The organism is Hymenobacter sp. J193 (assembly GCF_024700075.1).
In the GTDB taxonomy this organism is placed as follows: Bacteria; Bacteroidota; Bacteroidia; order Cytophagales; family Hymenobacteraceae; genus Hymenobacter.
In genome coordinates this window covers 1,337,573-1,356,326 of sequence record NZ_JAJONE010000001.1, presented here as the reverse complement: position 1 = coordinate 1,356,326, position 18,754 = coordinate 1,337,573, and the positions used below count along the sequence as shown (strand labels likewise).

Annotated in this window: 20 protein-coding genes and 1 pseudogene; 12 read left to right on the top strand and 9 right to left on the bottom strand. The window is 60.1% G+C overall.

Annotated elements, in window-relative coordinates; translation table 11 throughout:
• The first annotated feature begins 127 nt into the window (after positions 1-127).
• A complete protein-coding gene (locus tag LRS06_RS05865) occupies positions 128-532 on the top strand; it encodes a hypothetical protein (RefSeq protein ID WP_257870630.1) in 405 nt (134 codons plus the stop codon).
• 54 nt (positions 533-586) lie between these two features.
• On the top strand, positions 587-1,018 hold the full coding sequence (locus LRS06_RS05860) for a hypothetical protein (protein ID WP_257870629.1): 432 nt from the start codon (positions 587-589) through the stop codon (positions 1,016-1,018).
• A 143-nt stretch (positions 1,019-1,161) separates the two neighbouring features.
• On the opposite strand, the gene LRS06_RS05855 is transcribed toward LRS06_RS05860, so the two are convergent.
• The 3 genes from LRS06_RS05855 to clpB form a co-directional block, all read right to left on the bottom strand.
• Entirely contained in the window at positions 1,162-1,950 is a 789-nt protein-coding gene (locus LRS06_RS05855; protein WP_257870628.1) for a hypothetical protein, read from the bottom strand.
• A 150-nt stretch (positions 1,951-2,100) separates the two neighbouring features.
• Positions 2,101-2,292, bottom strand: a complete 192-nt coding sequence (locus tag LRS06_RS05850; RefSeq protein WP_257870627.1) for a hypothetical protein — start codon at positions 2,290-2,292, stop codon at positions 2,101-2,103.
• Positions 2,293-2,562: 270 nt separating this feature from the next.
• A complete protein-coding gene (gene clpB, locus LRS06_RS05845; protein WP_257870626.1) occupies positions 2,563-5,178 on the bottom strand; it encodes an ATP-dependent chaperone ClpB in 2,616 nt (871 codons plus the stop codon).
• A gap of 597 nt (positions 5,179-5,775) precedes the next feature.
• On the opposite strand from clpB, the pseudogene LRS06_RS25505 reads away from it, so the two are divergent.
• Positions 5,776-6,108: pseudogene (locus LRS06_RS25505) on the top strand (IS5 family transposase); the annotation flags it as partial.
• A complete protein-coding gene (locus LRS06_RS05840) occupies positions 6,014-6,544 on the top strand; it encodes an IS5 family transposase (protein WP_374679417.1) in 531 nt (176 codons plus the stop codon). The pseudogene LRS06_RS25505 and the gene LRS06_RS05840, both read left to right, overlap by 95 nt.
• Positions 6,545-6,699: 155 nt before the next feature.
• On the opposite strand, the gene LRS06_RS05835 is transcribed toward LRS06_RS05840, so the two are convergent.
• The 4 genes from LRS06_RS05835 to bla form a co-directional block, all read right to left on the bottom strand.
• On the bottom strand, positions 6,700-7,281 hold the full coding sequence (locus tag LRS06_RS05835; protein WP_257870625.1) for a hypothetical protein: 582 nt from the start codon (positions 7,279-7,281) through the stop codon (positions 6,700-6,702).
• A gap of 145 nt (positions 7,282-7,426) precedes the next feature.
• Entirely contained in the window at positions 7,427-8,143 is a 717-nt protein-coding gene (locus LRS06_RS05830) for a hypothetical protein (protein ID WP_257870624.1), read from the bottom strand.
• Positions 8,144-8,747: 604 nt separating this feature from the next.
• Positions 8,748-9,686, bottom strand: a complete 939-nt coding sequence (locus LRS06_RS05825) for a DUF808 domain-containing protein (RefSeq protein WP_257870623.1) — start codon at positions 9,684-9,686, stop codon at positions 8,748-8,750.
• A gap of 239 nt (positions 9,687-9,925) precedes the next feature.
• Positions 9,926-10,675 (bottom strand): subclass B1 metallo-beta-lactamase, encoded by a 750-nt coding sequence (gene bla, locus LRS06_RS05820; protein ID WP_257870622.1) that lies wholly within the window; start codon positions 10,673-10,675, stop codon positions 9,926-9,928.
• A 195-nt stretch (positions 10,676-10,870) separates the two neighbouring features.
• Between bla and LRS06_RS05815 the strand changes: the two genes are divergently transcribed.
• Genes LRS06_RS05815 through LRS06_RS05805 form a run of 3 tightly spaced genes read left to right on the top strand, consistent with a single transcriptional unit; the run spans position 10,871 to position 12,352 of the window.
• Positions 10,871-11,101, top strand: a complete 231-nt coding sequence (locus LRS06_RS05815; RefSeq protein WP_257870621.1) for a hypothetical protein — start codon at positions 10,871-10,873, stop codon at positions 11,099-11,101.
• Positions 11,094-11,603 (top strand): DUF2243 domain-containing protein, encoded by a 510-nt coding sequence (locus LRS06_RS05810; protein ID WP_257870620.1) that lies wholly within the window; start codon positions 11,094-11,096, stop codon positions 11,601-11,603. The genes LRS06_RS05815 and LRS06_RS05810 overlap by 8 nt, the downstream gene beginning before the upstream one ends.
• 17 nt (positions 11,604-11,620) lie before the next feature.
• Positions 11,621-12,352 (top strand): DUF72 domain-containing protein, encoded by a 732-nt coding sequence (locus LRS06_RS05805; RefSeq protein WP_257870619.1) that lies wholly within the window; start codon positions 11,621-11,623, stop codon positions 12,350-12,352.
• A gap of 158 nt (positions 12,353-12,510) precedes the next feature.
• Here the strand turns inward: LRS06_RS05805 and LRS06_RS05800 are convergent, their stop codons facing one another.
• Positions 12,511-13,434 carry a manganese catalase family protein gene (locus LRS06_RS05800; protein ID WP_257870618.1) on the bottom strand — a complete coding sequence of 308 codons (924 nt, stop codon included), beginning with the start codon at positions 13,432-13,434 and terminating at the stop codon, positions 12,511-12,513.
• A gap of 289 nt (positions 13,435-13,723) precedes the next feature.
• On the opposite strand from LRS06_RS05800, the gene LRS06_RS05795 reads away from it, so the two are divergent.
• The gene (locus LRS06_RS05795) at positions 13,724-14,452 is read left to right on the top strand and encodes a DUF72 domain-containing protein (protein WP_257873383.1); all 729 of its coding nucleotides are present in this window, start codon (positions 13,724-13,726) and stop codon (positions 14,450-14,452) included.
• Between the two features lie 222 nt (positions 14,453-14,674).
• Here LRS06_RS05795 and LRS06_RS05790 read toward each other — a convergent pair whose 3' ends face one another.
• Positions 14,675-15,628, bottom strand: coding sequence for a 1-phosphofructokinase family hexose kinase (locus LRS06_RS05790; RefSeq protein WP_257870617.1), 954 nt, complete (start codon positions 15,626-15,628; stop codon positions 14,675-14,677).
• Between the two features lie 121 nt (positions 15,629-15,749).
• Here LRS06_RS05790 and LRS06_RS05785 point away from each other — a divergent pair, with 121 nt between their 5' ends.
• The 4 genes from LRS06_RS05785 (at position 15,750) to LRS06_RS05770 (ending at position 18,678) form a co-directional block, all read left to right on the top strand.
• Complete coding sequence (locus LRS06_RS05785; protein WP_257870616.1) at positions 15,750-16,541, top strand: HipA family kinase; 792 nt, start codon at positions 15,750-15,752, stop codon at positions 16,539-16,541.
• Positions 16,528-16,905 carry a DUF3037 domain-containing protein gene (locus LRS06_RS05780; RefSeq protein WP_257870615.1) on the top strand — a complete coding sequence of 126 codons (378 nt, stop codon included), beginning with the start codon at positions 16,528-16,530 and terminating at the stop codon, positions 16,903-16,905. The genes LRS06_RS05785 and LRS06_RS05780 overlap by 14 nt, the downstream gene beginning before the upstream one ends.
• A 36-nt stretch (positions 16,906-16,941) precedes the next feature.
• Complete coding sequence (locus tag LRS06_RS05775; protein WP_257870614.1) at positions 16,942-17,988, top strand: methyltransferase domain-containing protein; 1,047 nt, start codon at positions 16,942-16,944, stop codon at positions 17,986-17,988.
• A gap of 171 nt (positions 17,989-18,159) precedes the next feature.
• The gene (locus tag LRS06_RS05770) at positions 18,160-18,678 is read left to right on the top strand and encodes an HAD family hydrolase (protein ID WP_257870613.1); all 519 of its coding nucleotides are present in this window, start codon (positions 18,160-18,162) and stop codon (positions 18,676-18,678) included.
• Positions 18,679-18,754: the final 76 nt, after the last annotated feature.

The window sequence follows — 18,754 nt, the reverse complement described above, 5'->3', positions numbered from 1 at the left end:
CCGCATTCCTGCGCTTCAGGGTTTCCTAGCCGCTACCGCCTACCTTGCGCCGCTAATCTGTCTGCTACTTATTGCTCCCCTAGCGTAGGGCTCTTGCTTTCTGCACCCGTATACAACCAACACAACTATGCGGTGCTATCTGTTATTACTAGCCTGCCTGCTGGGGCTGCTGGTGCCCGGCCGTGCGCAGCAACTCTTACTTCCCGATTCCGCCGTGGAAAGTGCGCCGGTGGCAGCTGATTCGGCCCAGGCCGTGGGCAAATTGTTTAGCCAGCGCCGGGCCGGGGCCAGGCTGCTGCGGATTCCCGGACTTATTGTGCTGGGGGTAGGGGCGAGTATCTTTTTCAACTCCGCACAGGGCGGAACCTCCTCAATCCTTCTTGGCGGCGTCATGCTCACCGGCTTTAGTTTGGCTAAAAGTAGCCGGTGGAGCCAGGCAAGAGAACACGCGTTGCAAAATGATTATTTGCACGGTAAGCCGCTGCCCAAGGCCATCCGCCATAAACTGCGACACCGGCACTTTCAGCTGTAGGCTTAACCTGGTTGCTCACTCACATTACTTGCTGACTTAATTATTCAACTCCATATGCACAAATACCTTTTGACGCTCATTGCGTGCGCCATTTGTTTAACGAGCTACGGGCAGAGCGCCAGTAGTCCTTCGCCGCCACCTCGATTGTCGCCGCTGCAGCAGGATACTGTGCGGGCGCTGAATAATATGTACAACACCCGTCGACGGGCCGGTAAAATCTGGTTGGGCATTGCTGCCTCCAGCTCACTGGTTTTCGTGCGGGTACTAACGGAGACGCGTACTACTCCAAACGGCCCCGTTGTAAAGGAGCAACCGGTAGGCCTGTATCTGGTATTTGCCGCTATTTCTGGCGGCTTGGCTACGGTGGCAATCAATAAGCTCGCTGGCACCAGCAAAGCCCGGCAACAGGAAGTCTCCGATACTTATTTTACGACTCTAAAAATGCCTAATAGCGTTCGGCGACGCATCAAGAAAAAGTATTTTTAGGAGGACCCTAAACAAACCAAAACGAAGTAAGGCCCGCCTGCTCCTGACCCCAAACGTTTCCTTCCTCACCTTTCTTCTTATCTGCCTGCTTCGTCTGGGGCTCGGTATCAACTAGCCTTTCCCGCTTCTGGTGAATGGAGCAGCTAGCGGGCTTTGGGCAGGCCCAGCAGGTAGAGCTTTTTTGCCTTGCCCGCCATGCGCCCGGTTTCCCAGGTGTAGTCCTGGGCTTGCAGCCCATCGAGCAGAATAGCCATATCCGCCAGGGTATACGTCCGGGCGTTGGAAACCGCGCCGTCCCAGGCAAAGCAAAACGGAATAACCGGAAGTATATAGGTGAAAAAGAGCTGCCGGAGCGTGAGCGGCCGCGCAAAAGGCGTGATGAAAAGCGCCAGTAGGAAGTTCGGCAGCAAGGGTACCCACCACAAGCTGATCGGGAAGCTGTTGTCGCTAATTTCGTACACGCAGATGGGCTGGTGCTGGTCACGCGCGTCCTGTAGGATGCCCCGCGCTACCTCCGGCCGCATGTGGTGCAGGCTGCAGAGCATGGTGCGGACGCCGCGCAGCTCCGCACCTACGCGGGTTGCATCGACGGAGCTGGTTTCATAGCAGATACCTGCTTGGGGCTGGCGGTTGATGGCTGCGGCCAGCTCCAGGTTGGGGTACAGGTCCGTGAGGGTAAGCTGCAGCTGCTGCCGGCCGGGCTCTTGCTTTAGCGCCTGGTAAGCTTCCAGCATGGGCCCGCCGCTGCCCGAGCACAGGTCCACGATGGCCGCGCTTTCGGAGTGCGCCAGGGCCCGGTTGAGCAGCTGCTGCAGGTCCGCCGACGAGCCCAGCAGCTTGTGCATGACCACAATCAGCCGCGTGAGGCAGATGCGGAGGCCGTTAGGAAACCAGGCGAAGTCTTCAAACTCAAACAGGTGGATCCGTTTCATGCTGCTAGACGAGCTGATTTTGCGGCGGCAACTTACAAGGCGGCGTCGGTAAGGACTAGGAAATTTTAAGAGATGCAGCGGCACATGAAGCCCTGCCGGCTGCTGGCGAGGCTTTGCATGCTGCTTCAGTAGCAGCGGAGCTGGCGGCTTCTATTCCTGCCCGAGTTCCTGGCTTTCCTCGTTTTCCTTCTTGTCTACTTGCTCCGTCTGGGGCTCGATGTCGATAAACCGTTCCCGCTTCTGGTGAATGGGGGCGGCCCCCGTGAGACCTACGCCCGCGGCGGCTAGCAGCAGCATGGCAATCAGGCCGAGCAGGCGCAGGAACTTCTTGAGCTTTTCCATAGAGGGGTAGGCTGTGAGGAGAGTATGTGCAAAAGAGCCCTTTACACCTTTAGCACGTCATGCTATATCTCTTGTCATGCTGAGCGGAGTCGAAGCATCTCTCCCGCTTCGTTGTGGTAGTAATTCAACGAAGCGGGAGAGATGCTTCGGCTGCGCTCAGCATGACGTTCTGTTTTGGTTGGTTAGCGACTACACCACTTAATGGGCAAGAAAAACGCCCTGCCGGTACGGGTACTGGCAGGGCGTTTTTATCAGTTGTTCAGCATGAGGTTACACGCCGGGGATTTCCACGTCCACGTTGTTGAAATGTACTTGCCCGTCTTCGAGCACGGCTTCCACTACGGCGTCCTTCGAGACTTTGCCGCTCAGGATTTCCTTCGACAACTCATTCAGGATTACCCGCTGCAGGACGCGCTTGAGCGGGCGGGCGCCGAACTGCGGGTCGAAGCCCTGCTCGCCGAGGAAGTCGAGCACTTCGGTGGTGGCTTCCAGGCGGATGCCGGCTTCTTCCAGGCGCTGCTGAATCTGCCGGAACTGGATGTCAACGATGCGGCGGATTTCCTTGCGCTTGAGCGGCTGGAACATCACGATTTCGTCGATGCGGTTCAGGAACTCGGGGCGCATGTGCTGCTTGAGGCGCTCCACCACTTCCTCGCGGGTGCGGTCCACCACCTCATCATGGTTATACTCGTTCAGCTCCTTGAAATTGCGCTGAATGATGTCGGCGCCCGTGTTCGAGGTCATGATGATGATGGTGTTCTTGAAGTTGGCCACCCGACCCTTGTTGTCGGTGAGGCGGCCGTCGTCGAGCACCTGCAGCAGGATGTTGAACACGTCGGGGTGGGCCTTTTCGATTTCGTCGAGCAGGATAACCGAGTAGGGCTTGCGGCGCACGGCCTCCGTGAGCTGCCCGCCCTCGTCGTAGCCCACGTAGCCGGGAGGCGCCCCGATCAGGCGCGAGGTGGCGTGGCGCTCCTGGTACTCGCTCATGTCGATGCGCACCATGCTGTTCTCGTCGTTGAACAGGTACTCGGCCAGGGCCTTGGCCAGCTCGGTTTTCCCCACCCCGGTGGTGCCGAGGAAGATAAATGAGCCGATGGGGCGCTTGGGGTCCTGCAAACCGGCGCGGGAGCGGCGCACGGCGTCCGAAATAGCCGCAATGGCTTCCGACTGCCCGGCCACGCGCTTGCCCAGCTCGGCTTCGAGGTTGAGCAGCTTCTCGCGGTCCGACTGCAGCATCTTGCTCACCGGAATGCCGGTCCACTTGGCTACTACCTCGGCAATGTCCTCGTGGGTTACCACTTCCTGGAGCATGGAGCCACCGTCCTTGTTGGCGTTGGCTTGTTCCTGCAGGGTTTTGAGCTTGGCTTCGGCTTCCTGAATCTTGCCGTAGCGCAGCTCGGCCACGCGGCCATAGTCGCCCTGCCGCTCGGCCTGCTCGGCTTCCACCTTGAAGCGTTCAATGGATTCCTTGACGGTCTGAATGTTGGTCAGCACGTCTTTTTCGCCCTGCCAGCGGGCTTTCAGCGAGTCGCGCTTTTCCGACAGCTCGGCCAGCTCCCGGTTCAGCACGGCCTCGCGGTCCTTGTTGTCTTCGCGGCGGATGGCTTCGCGCTCAATTTCCAGCTGCATGATGCGGCGCTGCACCTCGTCGAGCTCCACGGGCATGGAGTTCAGCTCGATGCGCAGCTTGGCCGCCGCCTCGTCCATCAGGTCGATGGCCTTGTCGGGCAGGAAACGGTCGGTGATGTAGCGGCTCGACAGCTCCACGGCGGCAATGACGGCGTCGTCGGTGATGCGCACGCCGTGGTGCAGCTCGTACTTCTCCTTGATGCCGCGCATGATGCTGATGGCGTCCTCAATGGTGGGCTCATCTACCATCACGGCCTGGAAGCGGCGCTCCAGGGCCTTGTCCTTCTCAATGTACTTCTGGTACTCCTTGAGGGTGGTGGCCCCGATGGCGTGCAGCTCGCCGCGGGCCAGGGCGGGCTTGAGCAGGTTGGCCGCGTCCATGGCGCCGTCGCCGCCCGCGCCGGCCCCGATCAGGGTGTGCATCTCATCGATGAACAGGATGATCTGGCCTTCGGAGTCGGTGACTTCCTTGATGACGGACTTGAGGCGCTCCTCGAACTCGCCCTTGTACTTGGCCCCGGCAATGAGCAGACCCATATCAAGCGACATGATGACTTTCTCGCGGAGGTTTTCGGGCACGTCGCCGGCCACGATGCGCTGGGCCAGGCCCTCCACAATGGCGGTTTTGCCCACGCCGGGCTCCCCGAGCAGCACGGGGTTGTTCTTGGTGCGGCGGGAGAGAATCTGGAGCACGCGGCGGATTTCCTCGTCGCGGCCAATGACGGGGTCCATCTTGCCGGTGCGCACTTGCTCGTTGAGGTTGCGGGCGTAGCGGTTCAGGCTCTGGTACTGGTCCTCGGCCGACTGCGAGGTGACTTTGCGGCCGCCCCGCAGCTCTTTGATGGCGGCTTTCAGGTCTTTGGTATTGAAGCCCGTGTCCTTGAGCAGGGTGGCCGTGGCGTCGCGGCCATCGACGAGGGCCAGCAGCAGGTGCTCCACGGCTACGTACTCGTCGCCGAACTCCTTGAGGAAGTTGTTGGCGCGCTGCACGGCGTTGGCGGCCTCGTTGGCGAGGTAGGGGGAGCCGCCGCTTACCTTGGGGTAGGCCTCTACCTGGGCATCGAGGCGGGGGGTGAGGATATTGAGGTTGGCGCCGAGCTTCTTGGCGAGGAAGCCGGTCACGTTTTCATCCACCTGAAAGAGGGCTTTCAGGAGGTGGCCCGTTTCGATGGCCTGCTGCTGATGGCCGCCGGCAATTTCGGTGGCCTTCTGCACGGCCTCCTGGGCCTTGATGGTGAAGTTATTGAAGTTCATAGCTGCTAGGTCTTAGTAGGTGGCTTCAGGTTGGAAGCTCTACGCAGGGACTAGCAAACGGGGTGCAGAAGATGTTTTGCTGACGTTTTGGCTGATATAATTCTGAGGTTTAGTTGAAAATATGCCAATAGTTCATACTTATTCGTACACCTCAAGCTCAGGAATATGCTCAGGGTTTAGCTCGGCTCCGCAAGTAACCGTCCTAGTAAGATACTGACTGCTAAAGCAGATCCATTTTCTCCCTCTGTATCTATTCCTACTATCGTAGATAATAGCCACATTATTGAATGTGCCGTACAATTTGCCATTATTATATATCGTTTTTCTAACGCCAATTCCACTTCTATTCTTTATGTCAACATAAATCACATTGCTGTTAAATACAATACTCTGCTTCTCATAAAGTACTAGAGCTTCGATTTCTCCAGTACATTCTTGGGACGAACAAGCAGATAAAATGAAGGCTGTTATTGTGAATAGTACTTGATATTTCGACATTGTTGGTTTGTGAAAGGTAATTATTTAAAAGCGGTTGAATGATAAATTTATATCTCCTAATATCTAGGGGGTGTTTACAGTTAGGTTCGACCTTTGAGCATGAATAAAGACCGGAGCATGTTGACGGACGAGCAGTGGGCGCGGCTTTCGCCACTGCTACCGGGGCAGGAACGTTCGCCTGGCACGACGGCCAAGGACACGCGCCTGTTCGTCGAAGCCGTGCTCTGGCGGGCCCGCTGCGGGGTGTCGTGGCGGGATTTGCCGGCTGAGCGGTTCGGGCCCTGGCACACGGTGTATGCGCGGTTTCGGCGCTGGCGGCAAGCCGGCGTGTGGCCCCATGTGCTGGCCCAGGTGCAAACCGCCACGGGCTTGCACCGGCTGCTGGTCGATTCCACCGCCGTGCGGGCGCACCAGGTGGCGGCCGGGGCCAAAAAAAGACAGCCCCTGCGGGCAGGCCCTCGGCCGCAGCCGCGGCGGCTTCACCACCAAACTCCACCTGAGCTGCGACGCCTACGGCCGCGTGTGCGCCTTGGCCCTGACCGGCGGCCAAGCCGGCGACTGCCCGCAAGCGCCGGGCCTGCTGCGGGGCCACCTGCGCCCGGGCCAAGCCGTGCTGGCCGACAGGGCCTACGATGCCGGCTACGTACGGGCCCAAATCCAGCAAGCCGGAGCCACGGCCGTGATTCCAAGCAAGAAAAATCGAATTGTGTGCCTGGAACATGACGCTGAAATCTATAAAGAGCGAAACCGCATCGAACGCGCCATCAACGGCTTGAAACGCTTTCGGGCCGTGGCCACCCGCTTTGACAAGCGCGCGGCCAACTACTTTGCCACCTGCTGCCTCATTGCCGCCTTGACGTGGCTCTGATTGTAAACACGCCCTAGAACCATAGGGCGCAGATTGGGGATTAGTGCATTCGATAAATCAGGATAAAATGCCAAAAAATTAATGCTTCAACCGGTAGAAATTGTTGCGAGTTGAGCTAAGCTAAACTTTCATCAGTACGGGCTATTTATCTCTCACTACAATTCTTTGGTGGTTGCTGGATCATCAAAGTGTAAAGATGAAAAGAAACGCTTTTTATCGGCAAGAGCACCTTCTTCTTCGGGAATAGAGTAGGAGCAAGTAAGCAGATAAATGGCATGATCGTGCGTTAACCAAATCGTCTCGATGTTAATCGGTCTTTGGCGATACTCATCAAAGCCCCGATAAAGTGCGGCACGGGCAAAGGTGCCAGCAAAAGCAACGTCACCATAAGACATCAATCTGCCTTTTAATACTTTATGATTAAACAACTTGGAGGCTTTATCATACACTTTGCTAAGCTCTGATTTGCTCAGGACGGCATCGGGGTTGTAATTAGGAATATAACGTAGATCTACCCTAAAGACTTGAAATTCATTATCTGAGGTCGAGGTCCAAAACCGTTGAACCCCGCGGAGCTTGGGGTCTGCTGCCTTTGTGTCTTCCTCCAATGTAGCCGCATAGGGCATCTGGATGGTAAGTTGCTCATCTATACGGGTGGTAGGCCAGCTGCTTTGAGCAATTGATAACGTGGGGAGCGTCAAGCCTGTTAAGAAAAATATCCAGTAGAAATAGCGCATAAGTTGTTTTTTGACTCATTAAGTTTTCAACAAATTTAATGGCTTGCAGTGGCATGATTTGTACACCAGCTAAATAATCCAAGCAGTTTTGAACACAACAAAAATCAGCGAATCAGATGAATCCCTTCACTCTGCTTCACTCCGTTCAGGATAACACTTGAGTAATTACCCCGGCTGCTCCGGCGTCTCTCCGCTGCCTTTGTGGCTGCCGGGGCGGTCTACTACGATGCGAGCGGCCTGGATGCGCTGGTAGAGGGCGGGGGCGGAGCGGGCGTATTTGCGCAGGCTGCGTTCGAGGCGGTCTTCGAGCAGGGTGGCGAGCTGGGCGAACTGGTCTTTGATGGCGAGGCGGGCGGCTTTGCCCTCGCTGATGTGCTGGCGCGGGTCGTTTTTGCCGCCGTTGAAGCTGGTGAGGGCGGTTTGCAGCTCGGTGAGGCGGGTGGGGGGTGAGGCCGTAGTCGAGGAGGGCGGTTTTGTGGGTGGTGGCCTCGTCGTAGATGTGCTGGGCCAGATCGGCGAGGGCGGTAGCGCGCAGCTCGTAGAGGGCGGAGTAGTTGTAGTCGGCGCTGGTTTGCAGGGTGCGGTTCTGCTGGTCGGTGGCGTAGCTGTACACGTCGCCGGCTACCTCGGCGGCCGCGGTGGCCAGTAGTTCGCGGCGCTGGGCTTTGGTTTTGGAGGCGCCTTGGCTGGCGGTGCGCAGGCCTTGCTGGCGCAGGGGCTTGAGGGCGGCGAGCAGGGCGTCGAGGTCGGTGCGGATTTTCTGCAGGGCCTTGTCGGCGGTGTAGGTGGGGGCCGCCTCGGCCAGGGCGGCGGATACGTTTTCGGCGGCCGTGAGGCGGTTGTCTTGTTTGGCGGTAAGCATAACGGAGTAGGTAGAATGAGGAATGAGGGATTCGGCTGGAAATGAAGCAATAGGGGAGATAAGATAGGAGCAGCGCGGTGCTATAAGAATACCGGATTCCCACGATATTTCAAGGTGCGGGCGGCGGAAAAGTTGGGGCGGCACCGCGAACGACCGGGGCGAGGCCGCGAGCCCCTGCGGCGGGGCCGCGAACGACCGGGACTAAGGCGCGAATGATCGGGGCGAAGGCGCGAACAACCGAGGCGGCACCGCGAATGCTTGAGGCGAAGCCGCGAACGACTGAGGCGACACCGCGAACGACCGGGGCGAAGGCGCGAAGAACTGAATCCAGACCGCGAACGACTGCGCCCGTAGGTCGGACTTTTTGCGAGAAAGGGGGAGTGGGCGGCGTGTTATGTCCACATCAGAGCGCAGGCAGTGTCTGCACAACTGACGCGGGGCTTTTCCTGGATGCAGGTGGGGCTTCCGCTAGCACGTCATGCTGAGCGCAGCCGAAGCATCTCTACCTCTGACTAATCAGTGGCCTTGCAACGAAGCGGTAGAGATGCTTCGGCTGCGCTCAGCATGACGTTCAGGTGAGGGTTGATTCTGTTATCCCGGCGGCTTAGGCAGCCTGCTCCTTTTTGCCTTTGCCAACCAGCTTCTTGGCCAGCAGCACCAGCTTTTCCACCACGAAGCCAATCAGCAAGCCGCCTATGGCACAGCTCAGGGCTTTGGCCAGCCAGGCCACCGCCGGAATGTGCGCCAACGACTCTTCCAGCTCGTGCAGTAAGTGCGCGGTGAACGGAATACCGTGGGCTATGATTTCGGCGCCCACCCAGAGCATGGCGGCGGTGCCCACGTAGCTGAGGATGCTCAGGAAGTGGGGCATGAACTTGACGATGCCGCGCCCCAGCTTTTGGGTGGCGGGGTGGAATTTGTCCTGGGCCAGGTGGACGCCGAAGTCGTCGGCCTTCACAATGAGGCCCACAAAGCCGTAGACGGCCACAGTGATGAACACGGCCACGGCCAGCATCACGGCAATCTGGTTGACCAGGGGCTGGCCCGTAACCTGGCTGTAGGCAATGGCCATGATTTCGGCCGACAGGATGATGTCGGTGCGCACGGCCCCGGCCACCCGCTCCTGCTCCAACTCCTCGGGGGTAATGGTTTTTAGCTGCTCGCTTTCGGCCGGCACCTCGGGGTGCTTGCTGAACATGGAATGCACCTTCTCATACCCTTCAAAGCACAGGTAGGCGCCGCCCAGCATAAGGATGGGCGTAATGGCCCAGGGGGCAAAATACCCAAGCACCAGGGCGGCGGGACTCAGAATAAACAGCTTATTGATCAGGGACTTTTTTGCTATCCGATAGATAATGGACAGCTCCCGGGAGGGGTCGAGGCCTACCACGTACTTGGGGGTCACGGCAGTATCGTCGATGACAATGCCGGACACTTTGCCGGTAGTCTTGGCAATCTGGGTGGGTACATCGTCCAGACTAGCGGCGCTTACTTTTACCAAGGCGGAAATATCATCCAAGAGCGCGAAAAACCCTGAAGCCATGTTCTCTGTGTTTGTTACTTAAGTGTGTTGTCAGCTGATTACGCGTTTCCGCGCCAAATAGCCGGGCAGCAAGTTAGGGCTGATTCCGGCAACCCAGCCGGCGGGGGCGGTACGGCGTGGTTGGGGCCAAGATGAGGTCGGCCGGCAATGCATACGCGCCAGGCATCCTGTTTGATGGGAAACCCCACCCGGCCGCGGCACCAACGCCGCCGCCGCAGTAGCCGCCAAAACCCGCGAAATCAGGGCTGCTGAAACAGCTGGATGGTGTAGTCGAGCAGGCTGGGGCCGCCCACAGCGCCGTGGCCGGGAACCACCACCTGCAGGGCGGGGTAGGCCTGCTTTACCCGGGCTACGGTGGCGGGCCAGGCGGGCACGTTGGCATCGGCCAGGTTGCCTTTGCCGGCCTGCAGTTCCTTGATGAGGCAGCCCCCGAACAGCACTTCGTCGGCGGGGAAGTAGCCCACCAAGTTGTCGCGGGTGTGGCCTTCCCCAAAAAAGGTAGTGTACACCTTGGTGGTGCCCACGCGCAGGGTGAGGCGGCGGGCAAACCCATGCTGGGGCACGTTGAACTTGTGCTGCCGGGCGTACTCAATGGTCTTTTTGTGGGCGTAGGACGGAATGTTATGACGTTGGAATTCCGGCAGCCCGCCCACGCAGTCTTCGTGGAAGTGCGTCGGAACAACCGCTTTCACCTTACAATGAAGCTCCTGGGTTATCCAGGCAATCAGCTCCCCGGATTCTTTGTCGCCGGTGGGCGTGTCGAACACCACGGTTTCCGCGCCGCTTTTTACCACCAGGCCGTTGCAGGGCACCTTGCCGAAGGTTTCGGTCTGCAGAAAGGAGGTGTGCACATAGCTGTTCGGGGCCACCTGGGTGATGGTTAAATCGGCCGACTGGTACACGACTTTGTTGGGGCCGGGCTCGGAACTAGGGAATTTGCTGTTCGTGGCAACGGCCGCCAGCAGGGAAAGGGCAAGCAGGAATTTCATGGGCGGTGATAAGCAAAAGGCTAAGCTGGGGCCCAATATACTGGCTCAATGTCGGGTTAAGCTGGCTGAGGTTCTTGCCCTGAGCTCTGGGGAGTGCCCAGCAGGCTCGACCTTAACCTGGCAGGTAAGGGCTGCGTTCTACCACCGCCGGCCCGTTGCAGGGCCGGCGCTTTGCTGAAACGTGCCTGATCTGCTATGAAGCTTCTGCTGATAACCTGTGGCCTGCTGCTCCTGCTGCCTCCAGCTGCTCAGGCATGCCGGGTGTGCCGGCCGCGCGTGCAGGCCACCATTCACGGCCCCGACTATGGCCAGCACCTGGGGCTGCTGCTGTTGCCGGTGGCGGTGCTGCTGCTGGTAGGGCTAGGCGTGTTTTTCGCGGCCGATATCCGCGCCTATTTCCACCGTTTACGTGCTACGCATGACTAACACAGCCTCAGAACCATTGCACCGGGGGCCACTCCTGGCAGCTGGTATCCTGCTTGGGGCGGGCCTGGGCGGCTTCGTGGATGGCATTGTGCTGCACCAGATTCTGCAGTGGCATAACATGCTTTCCAACCAGCTCCCGCCCGACAACCTGATTAATGCCAAGGTGAATATGTACTGGGACGGGGTGTTTCATGCGGCCGTGTGGGTAATGACGGCCGTGGGGCTGCGCCTGCTGTGGGCAGCCGGCTGCCGGGCCGATGTGCCGTGGTCGGGCCGCACGCTGGTGGGCAGTTTGCTCCTGGGCTGGGGCCTTTTCAACGTAGTCGAGGGCATTATCGACCATACCCTGCTGGGCTTGCACCACGTGAACGAGTACGCCGCTGATAAGCTGCCCTGGGATATGGCCTTCCTGGGGTTTGGGGTGCTGCTGCTGCTGGCCGGCTACTTGTTAGTGCGGGCCGGTCGCCATGACACGGCGGTGCGCGGCGGCTCACGGTCCTAACCCTTACTGGTTCTGCTATGCTGCCTGCCTGGTTTATCGGCTGCTCCGGCTACCACTACCGCCACTGGAAGGGCGCGTTCTACCCCGATAAGCTGCCCCAGCGGCGGTGGTTTGAGTTCTACAGCCAGCACTTCAACACCCTGGAGCTGAACGTGACCTTCTACCGGTTTCCGCAGCTCTCGTTTGCGGAGGGCTGGTACGCGGCCAGCCCGCCGGAGTTCCGGTTTGCGGTGAAGGCGCCGCGGCTGATTACGCACTACAAGCAGTTTCGCGACACGGCCGGGCTGCTGGCCGATTTCTACGGTACCCTGCAGGAAGGGCTGCGGGAGAAGCTGGGGCCGGTGCTGTTTCAGCTCCCGCCCAAGGCGGCCTACACCGAGGAGCGGCTGGGCCGCATTCTCGACAGTCTGGACCCGGCCTTTCGCAACGTGCTGGAGTTTCGGCACCCGAGCTGCTGGACGGGCGAAGTGTACCGGGCGCTGGCGGCCCGGGGCGTGAGCTTCTGCGGACAAAGCCACCCCTTGCTGCCCGATGAGCTGGTGCGCACTACGCCGGTGGGCTACTACCGCCTGCATGGGGTACCCGACCTGTACCGCTCGCCCTACCGCGAGGAGTTTCTGCGCCGGCTGGTGCAGGAGGTGCAGGAGCCCGGGGAGCCGCTACGCGAAATGTATTGCTACTTCAACAACGACATCGACGCCTCCGCCATCGGCAACGCCCGACAGCTACGGGCGCTGGTGGGGCAGTAGGGGCGGGTCTTGCCCCCGCCCGTTGTTCGCAGCGTGACCAGAGGTCGATAGACCCGACCACGCTAGTGGTGGGCGGGGGCAAGCCCCGCCCCTACAAAAAACCGGGCCTGCTCGTTGGAGCAGGCCCGGTTTGAGAATAGCTGAATACACCCGAAGGCTTAGCCATGGCGCTGCTTCCACTCATCGGAGAGGCCGAGCTTCTTGGCAATGTCCTTGAACATTTCGGGGTCGAAGTCGTCTTCGCCGGGCGAGGACAGCTGGGGCTCTTCTTCCAGCACGGGGTAAGGAACGCCCTGAATAGCGCCCTGCACCACTTCCAGCGGGGAGCCGTCTTCGGGGTGCTTGCCGTTCCAGATCAGGCCGGCTTCGGCGTAGGCGTTGGGCGAGAAAGTGTAGAGCTGACGGTGCAGGCCGTGCTCCATGAACTTGCGGGCCTCGGGGAACTTGTCGTTGGACAGCGGCGGCACGGGCATGATTTTCTTTACATCGACGCCGGTAATAACCTCCAGGGCCTTGGCGTAAGCATACACGTGCAGGCCGCCGCGCACCAGCAGGTAGCCTACCATGGTGCGGGCGCAGGGGTCGGTTACCATTTCGTAGGCTTTGATTTTGTTGGCCCGGGCACCACATTCCAGGAAGAAGTTATGCAGCAAGTCGAGGCGCAGGTTGCCGGAGCTGTTCACGTACTGGCCGGTCCAGGGGTTGCCCATGGAGTCGAAGGGCAGGGCCGCCTGCCCGCTGGCCAGGAAGTGGTAGGTGTTGCGGGCATCCACGGCATCAGACAGTGGGCCTGGCTTGGGGTCTTTGCCGCGCTCCGTCACGCCGGTGAGCAGTAAGTTGATGGCATAGCTGACCGCCTCGATGTGGGAATATTCCTCGGCGGCAATGGCCGACGTGAGGGCGTAGAAGGGCCGGAGCCGGTCGCGCCCCCGGAAGTTGAACGACTGGAACGTGTAGTTCATCAGCGTGCTCATCTCCCCGAACTTACCGCCCAGCAGCTCCTGGATAGCAGCGGCGTCGTTGGCCGAAGGATTTTTGGGTTTTGGCAAATCAAGCGCCAACTCATCGAGACGAAGAATCATAGAAAAGAAAGTAAGAAGGTGAAGGAAGGTCGGGAGAGGGGCAAAGCCCGGATGCGCCACATTGAGGCGCCAGCTGCACTAATCAGGCGTGGTAAGCAGCAACATACGCACAGAAGTACCCTTGGTCGCGTACAGAATTTGGCGGCTCAACAGTAACAGGGGCCTGTCTGGCTGGCTATTTTAGCGCCCAAGCGGGCAGCAAATAAGCCAGTGCGCGACTCCCAGGCCCCAGCTGCGTAGAAGCCCACACCTCCACAACCTGCTATGACTACCTACTACATCGGCTGCTCTGGCTTCTCGTACCGCGACTGGAAGGGCGTGCTTTACCCCGAGGGGCTGCCGCCGCGCAAGCTGGTTTGCTTACTACTGCACCCAATTCAACACCCTGGAGGTAAACGTGACCTTCTATCGGATGCCGGAGCTAAAGGTATTTGAGAGCTGGTACGAGCAAAGCCCCGCCGACTTCCGGTTTGCCGTGAAGGCCCCGCGCCCGGTGACGCACTACAAGAAGTTCAACGCGGAGTGCAGCCCCATTCTGGCCGATTTCTACGGTACGGTGCGCGAAGGACTGCGCGAAAAGCTGGGACCAGTGCTGTTTCAACTCCCGCCCAAGGGCGCCTATACCGAAGAACTGCTGGGCCGCATCCTGGAGCACCTCGACCCCGAGTTTCACAACGTGCTGGAGTTCCGCTACCCAAGCTGGTGGACGGGGGAAATCTTCCGCACCCTGGCCCGGCGCGGCATCAGCTTCGTGGGCCAGAGCTACCCCGCTGCCCTGCCCGATGAAGTGATTGTGAACACGCCGCAGGTGTACTACCGCCTGCACGGGGTGCCAGAGCTCTACACGTCGGCGTACTCGGAGGAGTTTCTAGCCAGCGTGGCCCGGCAGATTCAGGCCGAGCCCATTGTGCGGGAAGCTTACGTGTACTTCAACAATGGCATTGGGGGCGCGGGCGTAGTGAATGCCCGGCAGCTGCAGGCGCTGGTAGGGGAGCAGCAAATGAAGACGATTCCTTAAAGCAGATGAATTGTACTCTATAAGAACGTCATGCTGAGCAAAGCCGAAGCATCTCTACCGCTTCGTTGCAGTGGTATTCAGACGAAGCGGTAGAGATGCTTCGGCTTTGCTCAGCATGACAGTTACCACTGCAACGTCAGCACGCGAGATGCCTCGGTCCCCTGGCTTGATGCGCTACATGCTCGGCATGACCGGCAACGAGCTTGCGGCATGGCCCGTCACCTACGCCGCCACGCCGGGCTGCGCCTGTTGCAGGAGCCACTGGTAGAGCTTGTCCACATCAGCCTTGCGGAACAGCTCAGTGCCGGGGTTCATGGTGGCGGCCGTGCCGCAGGCCACGCCCAAGCGGGCCGTTTCGCGCACCGACAGGCCAGTAGACAAGCCGTAGACCAGGCCGGCTACCATCGAGTCGCCGGCGCCTACGGTGCTGCGCTTTTTTACGGAGGGCGCGGGCACGTGGTCAGTGAAGTCCCGAGTCACGACGCAGGCGCCCTGGGGCCCAAGCGACACTACCAGGATTTCGGCCTTGCCTTCACGCACCAGGCGCTGGGCCACTTCCGCTGCGGCTTCGTTGTCGAGCTCCTCTACGCCGGCCATTTTGCTTAGCTCACCCACGTTGGGCTTGGCCAGGTACACGCCTTCCTCCAGCACGCGGTGCAGGGCCGGGCCCGAGGTGTCGGCCACTACTTTGATGCCCATATCCTTAGCCGCCCGCACGATCTGCACCAGGAACTCAGGCTCCACGCCGGGTGGCAGACTCCCGCTGATGACCAGGAAATCGGGCACCGTGGGCAGGTTGCGCAGGGTGGTCAGCACCTGCTGCTGCTCGTCCTCGGCAAGCTCGGTGCCGGGCATGCCGAAGCGGTACTGCTGGCCGGTGCGCGCATCTACCACGATGAAGTTTTCGCGCGTTCGGCCCGCCGTTTCCACCGGCTGCTGCTGAATCTGCTCCTGGGTGAGGAGCTCCCGCAGCAGCTGGCCGCTGGGTCCGCCCACCGGAAAAACCGCTACTGAGTCGGCGCCGAGCCGCTTCAGGGCCCGCGACACGTTGATGCCGCCCCCGCCGGGCTCGAACTTCGGCGCTGCGCACCGCAGCTTCTGGTCGGGAATGATCTGGTCGGCCGTGGTGCTTTTGTCCACAGTGGGGTTCAGCGTGAGCGTTACGATAGAAGCCATGCGCGGGAGTATCGGGGTTGTTTCGGTGAATGTACTGTGGTTTGGCGGTGGGGTTGCCGTAGGGCTTCCGAACAACTGGCGGATTTATGCGTTTTTTGCGGCTGTACCTGTTCTCCGCTCTATGTCGGTTGAAATTCCTGAGCTGCGCACCGTGAACGTGACGCGCTACGTGACCCCCTTGCGCGAAGGCGGCTCACTGCCCGCCCTAGTGGAGGCCGATGATAATTTTCTGTATGTGGTGAAATTCCGGGGCGCGGGCCAGGGCCTGAAGGCGCTGGTAGCCGAGCTGATTGTGGGTGAGCTGGCGCGGGCTCTGGGGCTTCGCATGCCCGAACTGGTGTTTATCGAGCTCAACGAAGCCTTTGGCCGTACCGAGCCCGACGAGGAAATCCAGGACCTGCTGCGCGCCAGTACCGGCCGAAACCTGGCCCTGCACTACCTCAGCGGCGCCATCACCTTCGACCCATTGGTGACGGTTATCGAGCCCCGGCTGGCCTCGCTCATCGTGTGGCTCGACGGCCTGACGCTGAATGTGGACCGCACTGCCCGCAATACCAATCTGCTGATGTGGCACCGGGAGCTTTGGCTGATTGACCACGGGGCAGCCCTGTACGTGCACCACATCGGGCCGGGCTGGGCCAAGGTCAAAAACCGTCCGTTTGCCCAGGTGAAAGACCACGTGCTGCTTCCCCAGGCTGCCGAGCTAGCCTGGGCCGACGCCGAAGGCCATGCGCGCCTCACCCCGGAGCGCCTGCGCGCCATCGTGGCCCTGGTGCCCGACGAGTGGCTGCAGGAGCCCGACCTCACGCCCGAGCAGCAGCGCGCCAACTACGTGCAGTTCCTGGAAAACCGCCTGGCTGCGTCCGAAATCTTTGTTCAGGAAGCTACAACCGCCCGCCATGCACTTGTTTGAGTACGCCGTGCTGCGCATCGTGCCGCGGGTGGAGCGCGAAGAGTTTCTGAACGTGGGTGTCATCGTGTATTGCGCTTCCCAGGGCTTTCTGGAGTGCCGCTACGGCGTGCCCGAGGCCCGGCTGCGCGCCTTCACCCATTGCGAGCTGGACATGGACGACCTGCTGGAGCGGCTGCGCTCCTTCGAGCGTATCTGCCAGGGAAGAAGGCACGGTGGGCCCATCGGGCAGCTGCCGGTGGCTTCGCGGTTCCGGTGGCTCACGGCCACGCGCAGCACGCTGGTGCAAACTTCGCCCGTGCACCCTGGTTTGTGTGAAGACCCCGCCGCTACCTTAGCCCGCCTCTACGCGCAGCTGGTGGAGTAAGCCAGTAACTCTTCTTTCGCTTATTCGCCATTCATCATGGAAAACGACATTCAGCAGCAGGTACAGGATTACTACGGCACCGAGCTGCGCACCAGTCAGGACCTGAAAACCAACGCCTGCTGCACCGACGACATTCCGGCCGCGCACAAGAAGATTCTGGCGACGCTGGAAAGCGAGGTGCTGGAAAAGTACTACGGATGCGGGGTGTGCATTCCGGCCGCCATTGAGGGCTGCACCGTACTCGACCTGGGCTCCGGCTCGGGCCGCGATGCCTTCCTGCTCTCGAAGCTGGTGGGGGAGCAGGGGCACGTGATTGGGGTGGATATGACCGAGGAGCAGCTGGCCGTGGCCCGCCGCCACGTGGCCGCCCACACCGCACGGTTTGGCTACCAGCAGCCCAACGTGGAGTTCCGCAAAGGCTACATCGAAGATCTGCGTACCGCCGGCCTCGACGACAACAGCGTGGACCTGGTGGTGAGCAACTGCGTGCTGAACCTGAGCACCGACAAAACGGCCACCTACCGCGAAATATTCCGGGTGCTGAAGCCCGGCGGTGAGCTGTACATTGCCGACGTCTTTGCCGACCGCCGCGTGCCCGAAAGCCTGCGTCAGGACCCGGTGCTGTACGGAGAGTGCCTGAGCGGGGCCATGTACATTGAGGACTTCCGCCGCCTGCTGCGCCAGCTGGGCGTGCACGACTACCGCCTCACGGCTAAGCGCCAACTTTCCATCGACAACGAGGAAATTGAGCAGAAGGTGGGCAACATCAAGTTCTACTCGCTCACGGTGCGCGCCTTCAAGCTCGACCTTGAAGACCAGTGCGAAGACTTCGGGCAGGTGGCTACGTACCTAGGCACAGTGCCCGGGGAGCCGCACCGCTTCGTGCTCGACGACCACCACACCTTTGAAACCGGCCGTCCGGTGCTGGTGTGCGGCAACACCGCCGATATGCTCTCCCACACCCGCTATGGCGCCCACTTCCGCGTGCTGGGCAACAAAGAGCAGCACTTCGGCCTATTTCCCTGCGGCCCCGCCCCGGCGGCCACTGCATCCGGCGAAGCTGCGTCTTCCTGTGGTTGCTGAGAAGCGTATGGTTGGAACTGCTGTAGAGACGCCTACTTGCGTCTCGTCTATGAACGACACTTGTTGTGATTGCGCGGCCGACGAGACGCAAGTAGGCGTCTCTACAGCATTCATTCTATCAGCTTTTTCCACACAGGTGAAGCTGGGCGCTTTCTCTGTTTTTTCTGACCTATGCAACAACCCGTAGATAGTATCATTTTCGACCTTGACGGCACGCTGTGGAATGCCACCGAAGCCGTTACGCAAGCCTTTCAACATGCCGCCCGTAGTGTCGACTACATCTCTGATTCCGTGACGGTGGCCGACGTGGAAGCCGTGACCGGGCAGCCCTTCAGCGCGGTGTACGACAAGCTGTTTCCCTCTTTGCCGGCCGAGAAGCGCGACGAGTTCAAGGCCATCTGCGCCGAGCAGGAACTGAGTTATGCCCGGCAATACGGTGGCACGCCCTACCCCGGCCTGGCCGATACGGTGCGCTACCTGGCAGCCCGTTACCGCCTGTTTATCGTGAGTAACTGCCAGACGGGCTACATCGAAGCGTTTTTCCAGCACACCCAGCTGGAGCAGTATTTCGAAGGCCACCAGTGCTTTGGTACCAAAGGGCTGCCCAAATCCGAGAACATTAAAGAAGCTGGTAGCCACCTTCGGCTTACAGGCACCCGTGTACGTGGGCGACACCCGCAGCGACTTTGACGCCAGTCAACTGGCTGGGGAACCATTTATCTTTGCTGAGTACGGTTTCGGTAAAGTGCCGGCCGAAGAAGCGCCA